Raw genomic sequence first — 11,914 nt, forward strand, 5'->3', positions numbered from 1 at the left:
CTTATTTTCTACAGCTTGTTATTTTTACACACAGTCTCTATAATTGGTATGACTAGCATGCATGTATGTATATCCTTAAGGAGTGAAAGTCTTATATGGCATTAACAGCAGGAATCGTAGGTTTGCCGAACGTCGGGAAGTCTACGTTATTTAACGCAATTACACAGGCAGGGGCTTTATCTGCAAACTATCCCTTCGCAACCATCGATCCGAACGTTGGAATCGTGGAAGTGCCGGATTATCGTTTGCAGAAACTGACAGAGCTTGTAAAACCGAAGAAAACCGTCCCGACGGCTTTTGAGTTTACTGATATTGCAGGAATCGTCAAAGGAGCCAGTAAAGGGGAAGGTTTAGGGAACCAGTTTCTCTCTCATATCCGTCAGGTAGACGCGATCTGTCATGTGGTACGCGCGTTTGAGGATGAAAACATTACGCACGTGTCCGGCCAGGTCGATCCCATTACCGATATTGAAACGATCAATTTAGAATTAATTTTAGCTGATTTAGAAACCGTGTCCAAACGCATCACCCGGGTAGCTAAAATGGCCCGCCAAAAGGACAAGGAAGCGGTAGCTGAGTATAACGTGCTGGAAAAGCTTCAGGAGGCACTCGAAGCCGAGACTCCTGCCAGGGCGGTTGAATTCTCAGATGATCAGCAGAAGATCGTCAAAGGACTTCATCTATTGACCTCAAAACCTATCCTCTATGTAGCGAATGTCAGTGAAGAGGAAATCGGCGAGGCTGATAACGAGAAAGTGAAGCAGATTCGTGAATTTGCTGCCAAAGAAAATGCCGAAGTAATCGTTATTTGTGCTAAAATTGAAGCAGAGATCGCTGAACTGGATGGCGAGGAAAAAGAAGAATTTTTAGAAGACCTTGGTATTCAGGAATCAGGTCTTGATCAATTGATTAAAGCGACGTACAACCTTCTAGGGTTAGCCACTTATTTCACTGCTGGAGAACAGGAAGTACGCGCTTGGACCTTTAAGGAAGGCATGACTGCACCCCAGGCGGCGGGCATCATTCATACCGATTTTGAACGAGGGTTTATTCGCGCCGAGACGGTTTCCTATGAAGATTTGGTAGAAGCAGAAACGATGGCAGCTGCCCGTGACCGCGGCCGTGTCCGTTTAGAAGGCAAAGAGTATTTAGTGAAGGATGGCGATGTCATCCATTTCCGTTTCAACGTATAAGCGTAAGCGTCAGTGATCTTTCCGTTAAGTATTGAATTTCTTGGACAGCTTTGATATAATACTTCATTGTGAGTAATTAGAAATTACTCCTTGCTCCTATGAATAGTAGGAGCCGCTAAGTCCATAAGGAGGTGAAAACGGATGAGAAAATACGAAATCATGTACATCATCCGCCCAGATATCGAGGAGGAAGCTAAGACAAACGTCGTTGAGCGTTTCAACACGATCCTTACTGATAATGGTGCGGAGATCGAAAATGTTAAAGAAGTAGGCAAGCGTCGTCTTGCTTATGAAATTAACGATTACCGTGATGGAATTTATGTAACGGTTGACTTTAATGGAGATCGTGAAGCAATTAATGAATTCGATCGTCTTGCGAAGTTCTCTGATGACATTATCCGTCACATCGCTGTACGCGAAGATGACAAATAAGGAGTGGTTCTGATGTTAAATCGTGTCGTTTTAGTCGGCAGATTAACGAAGGATCCTGACTTACGCTATACGCCAAACGGAGTAGCCGTCGCTAATTTTACTGTCGCCGTAAACCGTCCTTTTTCCAATAATCAAGGGGACCGTGATGCAGATTTTATTAACTGTGTCGTCTGGAGACGAGCTGCCGAGAACTTGGCCAACTTTATGAATAAAGGAAGCCTTGTCGGGGTAGACGGACGGATTCAGTCCCGCAGCTTTGACAACCAGGAAGGCAAGCGTGTGTTTGTGACCGAAGTAGTGGCAGACAGCGTGCAGTTTCTTGAATCAAAAGGAGGTTCTTCGCAAGGCGGAGGCAGCCAGGGTTCAGGATACGGTTCCAATCAGAACCAAAATAACAATAACAATCAGCAGCGTAACGAAGACCCATTTGCTGACAATGGGGAACCGATCGATATATCTGATGATGATTTACCATTTTAATATAGAAGGAGGGAACGCCTTATGGCACGTCGTGGACGCGGTAAACGCAGGAAAGTGTGTTTTTTCACAGCGAACGGAATTACACACATCGACTTTAAAGATGTTGATTTACTGAAGCGTTTCGTTTCCGACCGTGGAAAAATTCTTCCTCGTCGAGTAACTGGAACTTCTGCAAAGTATCAACGTAAATTGACGAAAGCAATCAAACGCGCTCGTCAAATGGCTCTACTGCCTTACTCTACTGAATAATCAGGATAATAAAAACCGTGGATTGTACGTACAATCCACGGTTTTTTTGTATGTCAAATTTCCATCAGGTTTCTCAGTTCGTCTTTGTTGGATAAGAGGTCTTCGAGCGTGTAGGCGTCCAGCACCTCTAGAAAAGCCAGCAGGGCATCATGTAAAATATGCTTCAGCTTACAAGCCGGGGTAATGACACAATGATTACTTCCGCGCTCAAAGCATTCCAATAAGGCAAAATCATCTTCCATAATGCGGACAACGCTGCCTACGTTAATTTCAGAGGCAGGTTTAGCGAGCCGGATGCCTCCGCCTCTGCCACGGATAGTCTCCAGCATTCCGAGTCTATTAAGCTGGTGAACGATCTTACCAAGATGGTTTTCCGAGATATGAAACACATCGGAAATCTCTTTTTTGCTTGCAAGTTCCCCTTCTGGTTTGGAGGCTGTATAAATCAGCACCCTGAGCGCAAAATCTGTATATTTTTTAAGTCGCATACTCCCATTCCCTCACTCAACTTTTCCATTATCTTATCATACATACTTCCTCGTGTCTGTTTTTCAAGAAAAGAAAACAAGGATTTGAATCTTCATTGAATTGTCATAAAAGGTGTAAATCCAATACACATTTCAAAGCTATAATAAAGGTGTAAATAAAATACATTATTTTGGAAGGGGATTTCCAAATGAGCACCCAAACAAAAGAAACATTGAATAAGCAGACGGTAGACATGGTTAAAGCTACGATTCCTTTGCTTCAATCCCATGGTGAAACGATTACCCGCTGTTTTTACAAAAACATGTTCGAAAGCCATCCTGAATTAAAAAATATGTTTAATCAAACAAACCAAAGAGCAGGTAAACAGCCGAAAGCGCTGGCCAATGCGGTTTTAGCAGCAGCGGTTCACATTGAAAATCTAGAAGCAATCACTCCGGTTGTACGGCAAATCGCCCAGAAGCACCGCAGTCTTCAAGTGAAGCCTGAACAATATCCTATTGTAGGTCAGCATTTGCTTGGTGCGATCAAAGAAGTGCTCGGCGATGTAGCAACGGAGGATGTTTTACAAGCCTGGGCTGAAGCCTACGGGGCGATTGCCAATGTCTTTATTGAAGTTGAACGGGAAATGTACAGCGAAGCGCGAGACCAGCTTGGAGGCTGGGAAGGGTACCGGAAATTCAAAGTAGTCAGGAAGGAAGAAGAAAGCCGGGAGATCACATCGTTCTATTTACAGCCCGCTGATGAAGAAGCGTTTGCTGCTTTCAAGCCCGGCCAGTACATTACGGTAAGAGCTGACATTCCTGGTGAAGCCTACACGCATGTACGGCAGTACAGTCTTTCCGGCAATCCTGATAAAGATTACTACCGGATCAGTGTGAAAAGAGAAGAGGCGAAGGATAAAGGGGAAGCTGGGAAAGTTTCCATGTGGCTCCATACAGCTGTTCAAGCAGGAGACGTGATTGAGCTTACTGCTCCCGCGGGGGAATTTGTCTTCAACCCATCTTCTAGTCAACCGGTCGTTTTCATAAGCGGAGGCGTAGGGTTAACTCCTCTTGTGAGCATGCTTCACGGCGTCCGTAAGCTTCAGCCTGAGCGTAAGGTCACTTATATTCATGCCGCCCGTAACGGCTCTGTGCATGCCTTAAAAGAGGAAATGTATGTGCCTGGTGTAAACACGCATGTGATTTATTCAGAGCCTAGTGAAAAGGACCGGGAGTTAGGAAACTTTGAAAAAGAAGGCTATCTTGACCTCTCCTGGCTGAAACAAGTCGCACAGAAAGACGCTGAGTTCTATTTCTGCGGACCGGCAGGATTTATGAAAACCGTCTACCAATCATTAAAAGCCTGGGGCGTATCCGACGAACAGCTTCATTACGAATTTTTTGGTCCGGCAGCTCAATTAGACGGTTAATTACCGCCTGACCGCTTCTTTTGAAGAGAGGTCGTGACTGGCAATCTTTTGATCTAGTTTTTGGACATAAGCCATAAAAAAGTGGATGATGGTGCCGCTGAACAAGGCAATGATAAGGGTTCCAATGCCGATCGCACCTCCAAAAAAGAACGCGGCGGTGACGAGGACAACACTGATGACCGCCCGTGAAAATCCAACATTCCAGCCGGTCATTTTCGTCACGACGAGCATCGTACGGTCAAAAGGATTTGGGGCAAAATCAGCCTGTAAATTGATCGATATGCCTAAAGCGGAAATCACCATGCCTGCAAGCAGACAGAGCATCTGCATTGAGAACACTTGCGGATGAATCCAGTTGTTAATCGTAAACACCCATACATCGATAAAGGCTCCGGTCAACAAGGAAGTTGCAAGCGCAATGAGTTCCGGGATCCGCCGCTCGGCGATGGCGTTGAATAGAATCATAGAAAAGCCGACGACGATCTCCCAGCTTCCGATGGTCAGCCCGAACGTCCGGTAAAGGCCGACGAGCAGGGCATCAAAAGGAGACGTTCCCATATGGGATTGAATGGTGAGCGCAATGCCCAAGGTAAGTACGATGATTCCAAGAATATAATACGTGGCCCGCTGAAACATTCGCTTCATTCCAAAGTCTCCTTTCGTTGATTATTATCAGGCTAATGTATCTTATTTGGAAGATATTTTCAACCAATAAACCTCTCTCTATTTGATAGAGAGAGGTTTCAGCTTGTAGAGAAACCCTATAGTTTTTCTACAAGTCGTTCTTATGCCCCGTGGAGGGAAATATCCCTTCGCTTTCCACGGACGAACGCCCGAGCTTCCTCGCGAAAAACCTCGCTGCGGGATCTCGGATCGCCCGTTTTTCCGTAGGAGTCTCGGGATATTTTTCCCCACTGGATTCTTCAGGCTGCAATGGAAAACACTCTCCTCCAACTACGAAAAGTCTTGTTGGGAAGAGAAAAAGCTTATAGTGGATCATCAAGCTCCTCTCGTTATTTACCAGACTTCAACAAAATTCATAGTATACCTGTGAAAATGGAAGAAAATCTAATAGTGAAAAGAGAGAAGGGACATCTTACAACTCCAGAAGGAAGAGCACATAAAAAAATCCGAATGATGGTGAAATCTTAACTTAGTAAGATCACCTTCATTCGGATTTTATCATGCTGAAACACGTGAGTCCCAGCTGGGACTTATTTTATTCTTCTACATGAGCCCATTTGAATTCGAATTCCGGACCGGTGGCTGTCGTAAAGACCCCTTTAATGCTAGGGCGGAACAGCTGCGCTTTGGCATCCTGATAAATCGGTGCGACAGCTGCATCTTCTTCAAGAAGCAGTTTCTCAGCTTCAAGGAAGGTGGCGTACCGTTTTTCCGGATCCTGGGCGTATTCATCATTGGCTTTATGAATTAAAGCATCATACTCTTTGCTTGAATAATTCATATTGTTGTTCTGTCCATCTGTCAAATACATATTGAGATACGTATTTGCATCGACGTAGTCTGGTCCCCAGGTGGCTGCTTCAATTTCGAATTCAGACTCCTGGTCACGGCGTACACGTTCTTTAAATGGTACTTCTGCAAGCTTAATCGTTAATCCGTCAAGGTTAGATTCAAGCTGGTCTTTGTAATAAGCAAGTACATTCTTGGAGGTACCCGTGTCGTCCCCAAGAAGCTCCAGCGTAATCGAATCTTTTCCAAGCGCATCCTTCGCTTTCTGCCAATGCTCTTTGGCTTTATCCGTATCATAAGTTACGAGCGGACCTTGAGCATCGCGGAAGTCTTTCTCGCTTCCCGGCATCGATACGAAGTTCGATGGAACATAGCCTTCAGCTGGAATGGAACCATCATTCAAGATGACATCCACCAGTGACTGACGGTCGATGGCCATGGAAATCGCTTTGCGGGCATCTACATTCGCAAGTACTTCATTCTCCTGGTTAAATTTGAAGAAATACAAGTAAGGCTTCTCTGCTACATCAAAATCTTCTGATGCGGAATATTGATCGACGAATTCAGCATTGAGTTCGGTTTGGTCAAGCTCGCCGGATTCGTACAAGTTCACGCCCGTGGAGATTTCTTTGATGACTTTCGCGTGAATCTTGTCCAGTTTAACGGAATCTGCATCCCAGTAATCTTCGTTTTTCTCAATCGTCCAGCCTTCTCCGTGGTTCCATTCCGTCATTTTGAATGGACCGTTGGAAATGGTGTTTGCTGCTTCTGAAGCGAATTTATCGCCTTGTTCTTCGGCGTATTTCTTATTGATCGGCATAAATGTAATAAAAACAGTCATGGACTTAAAGTATGGAACTGGTTTTTCCAGGTTTACTTCAAGCGTATGATCATCGACAGCCTTAACTCCTAATTCCTCGAGGTCTTTCTTTCCCTGGCTGATTTCAGTTGCATTTTTAACGACTCCGCCAAGGAAATAGGGTCCGTATTCTGAACCTACTTCAGGATCTACAGCCCGTCTCCAGGCATATACGAAGTCTCCGGCCGTTACTGGATCACCGTTTGACCAATTGGCATCACGTAATTTAAAGGTCCAGGTAAGCCCGTCCTCACTGACCGAGCCTTCTTTGGCCATACCTTCTTTTAATTCACTATTTTCACCGAGACGGTATAACCCTTCGGTCGTTTCTCCTGCCCACTGGAAACCGACAGTGTCAGTAATTAAAGAAGGGTCCATACTTGGGATTTCACTCTTTGCTGTTACGGTTATTTCTTGTGCTGCGCTGCTTTCTGAATCTGAGCTGCTGTCATTGCTGTCGCTGCTCGAGCCATCGCTGTCTCCCCCGCTGCAGGCAGCCAGGACAAGCGAGAGCATCAGCGTCAGCATGAGCCATAGTGTTCGGTGTTTTCTCAAAGGAATCCCCCCAAAAAATATTAATAATTTTCTAAAAATACGTACTTTTTTAATTATACAGACTATTACGGGAGATTACAGGGAGTTTACAAAAGAAAAAAAAGAAAAAAAGTCATAAGCCAGAAAATTCGAATAAGATTGACAATGAATTAACTTTTGATAGGATTAAGGAATATCATTTCTTTTTCTACCGTACTAAAGGATAAGTAAAGGGAAAGAAAACATAAATCAGGAGGGGAAACAGAATGAAGCGTGAATGGGATTTACTCCACACCCCTGGTCCAACTCCCATCCCACCAAGTGTGGATCGGGCGATGAGCCAGCCGATTATCGGCCACAGGGGACAGAAATGCAAAGACTTGCTTAAGGAATTAACGCCACGTCTGAAGCCGGTTTTCGGGTCGTTGGAAAATGTCCAATTACTGACGGGAAGCGGTACTTCCGCGCTTGAAGCAGCGGTAGTCAATACCACTGCTCCGGGAGATAAAGTAATCGTGGTCGTAGCAGGGGCTTTTGGCGACCGGTTTGCGAAGCTGTGCCAGACGTATGAATGCAATGTCCACCGAATTGACGTGGAGTGGGGAAAGGCTGTAGAAGTCAAGGAAGTAGAAGAGACCCTCCGCGAGCATTCTGATACGAAAGCGGTTTTCGTCACCCATTGCGAAACGTCAACAGGAGTGATGCACCCCGTTGAGGATGTTGCAAAAAGTGTCCATCGTTTAAGCCAGGCATTAGTCATTGTTGACGGCGTCTCTTCTATTGGAGGAGCTGAAATCAACATGGAACGCTCTGGAATCGATCTCTTAGTTTCCGGTTCCCAAAAAGCGATGATGCTTCCACCGGGACTAGCCTTTGCGGCCATTGGCGAACGAGCGTGGAAGGTGATTGAAGAAAATGACCGTCCCCGTTTTTACCTTGATTTACGAACGTATGATAAAAAATTAACAGATGGCCAGACTCCATTCACTCCCGCCCTTTCTTTAATGTTCGGGTTGGAAGAGGTGTTGAACTTAATAGAAGAAGAAGGGCTTGAGCAGGTGTTTGAACGTCATCAGGTCATGAAGCAGATGACCAGAGAGGCGTGCAGAGCTCTGCACCTCCCTTTATTTGTCGCTGATGAAGATGCCTCCTGTACGGTAACCTCTATTAAACCGGAGACGTTTGATCCCGAAAAGCTCCGAAAAATTGCGAGCGAAGAATTCGGATTAATGTTAGCGGGCGGTCAGCAGCACTTAAAAGGCCAGATTTTCCGCATCGGTCACATGGGGTATACGCGTCCAGCCAATGTACTGCAGTATATCAGCATTCTTGAAATCGTACTTAAGCGTTTAGGTCATGAATTCGAAGCTGGAGCAGGAACAGCAGCTGCTCAGGAAGCTTATCTTAGTGTAGCAAGGGAGCTGGTTTGAAGTGTACCGGGTATTAATTTGTGATCCGTTAAGTGAAGAAGGAATCCGACCGCTGCTTGATGCTGAAGACGTCGAAGCAGTGATGAATCCGTCGATGAGCTATGAAGAACTGCTTAAAGAAGTAAGCAGTGCTCATGCCATTTTAGTAAGAAGCCAGACGCAGGTGACGAGAGAAGTCATTGAGCATGCCAAAGAATTGAAGGTCATCGGCCGTGCCGGGGTCGGGGTCGACAATATCGACCTCGACGCGGCCACAGAAAATGGAGTCGTCGTAGTCAACGCACCGGATGGCAATACGATTTCCACAGCGGAGCATACGATGGCGATGCTGATGTCCTTAGCAAGAAATATTCCTCAGGCGTATCACCAGCTGCAAAATAAGCGTTGGGAACGAAAAAAATTCGTCGGTGTTGAGCTGAAAAATAAAACGCTCGGCATCGTAGGGTTTGGACGGATCGGAAAAGAGGTCGCCCAGCGCGCGAAAGGCCACCGCATGAACGTCGTTGCGTTTGACCCGTTTTTAACGAAAGAAAAAGCGGACAAATCCGGAGTCAGTCATGGAAGTCTTCAGGAAGTCCTGCAGCAGGCTGATTTCTTAACGGTTCATACACCTCTGATCGAAGAAACGAAGCATTTGATTGACCGTGAAGCCATTCAGCTGATGAAGCCGGGGGCGCGGATTCTCAACTGTGCCCGGGGTGGCATCATCGAAGAGGATGCTTTATATGAAGCGATTAAATCAGGAAAAATTGCCGGGGCTGCGCTTGACGTTTTTGAAGAGGAACCGGCAACGGAACATAAGCTTCTTACGCTTCCGGAAGTCATTGCGACTCCGCATCTAGGAGCAAGCACAATAGAGGCTCAGGAAAATGTGGCTACAGACGTAAGTTACGATGTCATGGAGCTTCTGCGGGGAGGAACAGTGAAGCACCCTGTCAACATGCCTTCGGTTTCTCCGGAAACGATGGAAAAAATTTCTCCATACTTCCAGTTATCTGAACGCCTCGGCGCCTTTTTGTCACGCGTAGTGGAAGGAGCGCTTGAACGAGTCAACGTCTATTACTCTGGCGATCTCCTTGATATGGACACGATGCCGCTCACCCGCATCGCTGTAAAAGGGATCCTGCAGCGCCACATCGGAGACCGTGTGAATGATGTGAATGCCTTTAAGACTGCATCCGATAAAGGCATCATAATCAATGAGCATAAATCTACGTCTACGAAAGGCTTTACTAATCTCGTGACGATTGAAATCGAGACGGATGAGGAGAAACGCAGTGTGGCCGGCACGCTGTTAAATGGATTGGGAGCACGGATTGTCCAGCTCGATCAATATTCCATTGACGTCATCCCTGAAGGCCATCTAGTCGTGATTCACCACCGTGACCAGCCGGGGGCTATCGGACGGGTAGGAAACCTGCTTGCCGACCACCACGTCAATATCGCCACCATGCAGGTGGGCCGTACCATACTTGGCGGAGATGCGGTCATGATTTTAACGATCGACAAAGAAGTAGAAGCGGTGTGCAAAGATGCGCTTTCTCAAGTCGCTGAAATTAACAAAGTCCAGTGCTTAACTTTATAATGGAAAAGAAAGACAGGTAAGCTGACAGGCTTGCCTGTTTTTTATAAGAGGAGGGGAAGCCATGACAAAAATCTACCTGACCAGGCACGGCCAGACCGAGTGGAATGTGGAAGGACGGATGCAGGGAACACAAGACTCCGCCTTAACCTCTTTAGGCGTAAAACAAGCGGAATGGCTTGGTTCATCGCTTCAGTCAGAACCGATGGATCTCATCATTTCCAGTTCAAGCGGCCGGGCTGTCAAAACCGCCGAGCTGATCCGGGGAACCCGGAACATCCCGCTGGAGACGAATGACCGGCTGAAGGAGATTAACCTGGGAGAGTGGGAAGGACGGCTGCAATCGCAAATTCAAAAATTCTTCCCTTATGAGTACAAGCATTTCTGGGAAGAACCGCACCTCTATGAATCCACCGAAGGGGAAGACTTTGCCGAAGTGATCGAGCGGGCCGGCCGGGAATTAGAGCAGCTTGCGCTCGATAATGAAGGCAAGACGATTTTAGTGGTGACTCATGCGGTAGTATTGAAATGTCTAATGGCCTATTTTGAAGAAAAACCTGTTCGCGACGTATGGTCGGGAGCTTATATGCATTCGACTTCTCTTAGTTTGGTTGAAAGAGCTGCCGGGGAGTGGAAAGTGCATTTCCAAGGCGATACGGCGCATCATGAAGCCTCATCTTCTCCATAAGAGCGGAGAAATCGTTTTTAGATGTAGAATAGACCCCTCTTTTCATGTGAAGCTGGAAAAGAGGGGTCTTGTTTGAATAAAACTCTCGGACATAAAGAAAAACTTCTTTGTGCGTACGCATGATGCCTGTAGAAAACGAAAGAGTTTTCTACAAGCTGTTGAAATGACTTAAGTGAGCGGATACGTTTCGGCTTGACGATTGGTAAAAACGTGGACTTGGTCATAGCCGGCAGACTTGGCAAGCTTCACTGCATCTTCATATCGGTAGCCGATATGCTCCGGCTTGTGGGCGTCTGAACAAAGCACAATGCCGACGCCGGCCTCTTTGCAGATCCGTAAAAGCTCTGGATCCGGATACATTTCGCCGACCGGTTTTCTTAATCCTGCTGTACTGATTTCAATACACGTATTCGTAGAAGCGAGTGCCTTCGCTGCCCGCTCGTACTGCTCCCGGAGAAACTCCTTGTCATCCGGGCGGTAGCCAAACACTTTAATCACATCGATGTGGCCCATGAAATCAAACAGGCCGGATTCCCCTAATGTAACGACGCGGTCAAAATATTCTCGGTACACGTCTTTCAGGTCGCGCTTTTCATACTCCTCTCGATAGATCGCCAAATCAATGCCCCACTCGTCAATCCAGTGCACCGATCCGATGACGTAATCAAATGGACGGGCGGAAATAAAATCTTCCATTTCCTTTTCCTTCCCCGGCATGTAGTCCATTTCAATGCCCATTTTTATCGGCAGGCCGGCCTGTTTGGCATCGTCGAACAGCTTTTGATAAATATCAAAGGTTAAGGTGCGCCGGTTTTCCACCCATGGATTTTTTAAAATCGGCCGGGTTTCCTCAAAGAAGTAGGCATGTTCAGAAATCCCCAGCTCTTCAATCCCTTCTTCCTTTGCTTTAGCTATGTACGTTCGCAGATAATCGACATCTAAGTTCCCTGTTTCCGCCATGTGGACGTGGTAATCGGTGCGCATCTTCATCCTCCTCTTTCCTAAACAATTTTGTTCATCATACCAAACAATCCAAATTGCGACAAAGCTTCAGCGTGAGGGAAGAAGAACAGGGGGGAGATATGTTAAACTAG

At 46.3% G+C, this 11,914-nt stretch carries 12 protein-coding genes; 8 read left to right on the forward strand and 4 right to left on the reverse strand.

The window, feature by feature from the left end:
• Positions 1–95: 95 nt before the first annotated feature.
• The 4 genes from ychF to rpsR all read left to right on the forward strand — a co-directional run bounded on the left by ychF (position 96) and on the right by rpsR (position 2,354).
• A complete protein-coding gene (gene ychF / locus MUN89_RS02085) occupies positions 96–1,193 on the forward strand; it encodes a redox-regulated ATPase YchF (RefSeq protein WP_244710987.1) in 1,098 nt (365 codons plus the stop codon).
• A gap of 141 nt (positions 1,194–1,334) precedes the next feature.
• Positions 1,335–1,625 carry a 30S ribosomal protein S6 gene (gene rpsF, locus MUN89_RS02090; RefSeq protein ID WP_244710989.1) on the forward strand — a complete coding sequence of 97 codons (291 nt, stop codon included), beginning with the start codon at positions 1,335–1,337 and terminating at the stop codon, positions 1,623–1,625.
• 12 nt (positions 1,626–1,637) lie between these two features.
• The gene (gene ssb / locus MUN89_RS02095) at positions 1,638–2,105 is read left to right on the forward strand and encodes a single-stranded DNA-binding protein (protein ID WP_244710991.1); all 468 of its coding nucleotides are present in this window, start codon (positions 1,638–1,640) and stop codon (positions 2,103–2,105) included.
• A 21-nt stretch (positions 2,106–2,126) separates the two neighbouring features.
• Positions 2,127–2,354, forward strand: coding sequence for a 30S ribosomal protein S18 (gene rpsR, locus MUN89_RS02100; RefSeq protein ID WP_244710993.1), 228 nt, complete (start codon positions 2,127–2,129; stop codon positions 2,352–2,354).
• Between the two features lie 53 nt (positions 2,355–2,407).
• Here rpsR and MUN89_RS02105 read toward each other — a convergent pair whose 3' ends face one another.
• Positions 2,408–2,842: an Rrf2 family transcriptional regulator gene (locus tag MUN89_RS02105; RefSeq protein ID WP_244710994.1), complete on the reverse strand. Its 435-nt coding sequence runs from the start codon at positions 2,840–2,842 to the stop codon at positions 2,408–2,410.
• Between the two features lie 188 nt (positions 2,843–3,030).
• Here MUN89_RS02105 and hmpA point away from each other — a divergent pair, with 188 nt between their 5' ends.
• Positions 3,031–4,254 (forward strand): NO-inducible flavohemoprotein, encoded by a 1,224-nt coding sequence (gene hmpA / locus MUN89_RS02110; RefSeq protein ID WP_244710996.1) that lies wholly within the window; start codon positions 3,031–3,033, stop codon positions 4,252–4,254.
• Here the strand turns inward: hmpA and MUN89_RS02115 are convergent, their stop codons facing one another.
• Together MUN89_RS02115 and MUN89_RS02120 are read right to left on the reverse strand one after the other, a co-directional pair.
• Positions 4,255–4,899 carry a YczE/YyaS/YitT family protein gene (locus MUN89_RS02115; RefSeq protein WP_244710998.1) on the reverse strand — a complete coding sequence of 215 codons (645 nt, stop codon included), beginning with the start codon at positions 4,897–4,899 and terminating at the stop codon, positions 4,255–4,257.
• 574 nt (positions 4,900–5,473) lie between these two features.
• Positions 5,474–7,141: a peptide ABC transporter substrate-binding protein gene (locus MUN89_RS02120; protein ID WP_244711000.1), complete on the reverse strand. Its 1,668-nt coding sequence runs from the start codon at positions 7,139–7,141 to the stop codon at positions 5,474–5,476.
• A 245-nt stretch (positions 7,142–7,386) separates the two neighbouring features.
• On the opposite strand from MUN89_RS02120, the gene MUN89_RS02125 reads away from it, so the two are divergent.
• From MUN89_RS02125 to MUN89_RS02135, 3 genes are all read left to right on the forward strand, one after another.
• Positions 7,387–8,550 (forward strand): pyridoxal-phosphate-dependent aminotransferase family protein, encoded by a 1,164-nt coding sequence (locus MUN89_RS02125; RefSeq protein ID WP_244711002.1) that lies wholly within the window; start codon positions 7,387–7,389, stop codon positions 8,548–8,550.
• A gap of 1 nt (position 8,551) precedes the next feature.
• Complete coding sequence (gene serA / locus MUN89_RS02130) at positions 8,552–10,135, forward strand: phosphoglycerate dehydrogenase (protein WP_244711004.1); 1,584 nt, start codon at positions 8,552–8,554, stop codon at positions 10,133–10,135.
• 61 nt (positions 10,136–10,196) lie between these two features.
• Positions 10,197–10,820, forward strand: a complete 624-nt coding sequence (locus MUN89_RS02135; protein ID WP_244711006.1) for a histidine phosphatase family protein — start codon at positions 10,197–10,199, stop codon at positions 10,818–10,820.
• 168 nt (positions 10,821–10,988) lie between these two features.
• Here the strand turns inward: MUN89_RS02135 and MUN89_RS02140 are convergent, their stop codons facing one another.
• Positions 10,989–11,804 carry a histidinol-phosphatase HisJ family protein gene (locus MUN89_RS02140; protein WP_244711008.1) on the reverse strand — a complete coding sequence of 272 codons (816 nt, stop codon included), beginning with the start codon at positions 11,802–11,804 and terminating at the stop codon, positions 10,989–10,991.
• Positions 11,805–11,914: the final 110 nt, after the last annotated feature.

This window comes from Halobacillus salinarum (assembly GCF_022919095.1).
GTDB lineage: Bacteria > Bacillota > Bacilli > Bacillales > Halobacillaceae > Halobacillus_B > Halobacillus_B salinarum.

Excerpts from the sequence above, each read along its gene's own strand:
- ychF (WP_244710987.1), top strand. The coding sequence starts at position 96 with ATGGCATTAACAGCAGGAATCGTAGGTTTGCCGAACGTCGGGAAGTCT.
- rpsF (WP_244710989.1), top strand. The coding sequence starts at position 1,335 with ATGAGAAAATACGAAATCATGTACATCATCCGCCCAGATATCGAGGAG.
- ssb (WP_244710991.1), top strand. The coding sequence starts at position 1,638 with ATGTTAAATCGTGTCGTTTTAGTCGGCAGATTAACGAAGGATCCTGAC.
- rpsR (WP_244710993.1), top strand. The coding sequence starts at position 2,127 with ATGGCACGTCGTGGACGCGGTAAACGCAGGAAAGTGTGTTTTTTCACA.
- MUN89_RS02105 (WP_244710994.1), bottom strand. The coding sequence starts at position 2,842 with ATGCGACTTAAAAAATATACAGATTTTGCGCTCAGGGTGCTGATTTAT.
- hmpA (WP_244710996.1), top strand. The coding sequence starts at position 3,031 with ATGAGCACCCAAACAAAAGAAACATTGAATAAGCAGACGGTAGACATG.
- MUN89_RS02115 (WP_244710998.1), bottom strand. The coding sequence starts at position 4,899 with ATGAAGCGAATGTTTCAGCGGGCCACGTATTATATTCTTGGAATCATC.
- MUN89_RS02125 (WP_244711002.1), top strand. The coding sequence starts at position 7,387 with ATGAAGCGTGAATGGGATTTACTCCACACCCCTGGTCCAACTCCCATC.
- MUN89_RS02135 (WP_244711006.1), top strand. The coding sequence starts at position 10,197 with ATGACAAAAATCTACCTGACCAGGCACGGCCAGACCGAGTGGAATGTG.
- MUN89_RS02140 (WP_244711008.1), bottom strand. The coding sequence starts at position 11,804 with ATGCGCACCGATTACCACGTCCACATGGCGGAAACAGGGAACTTAGAT.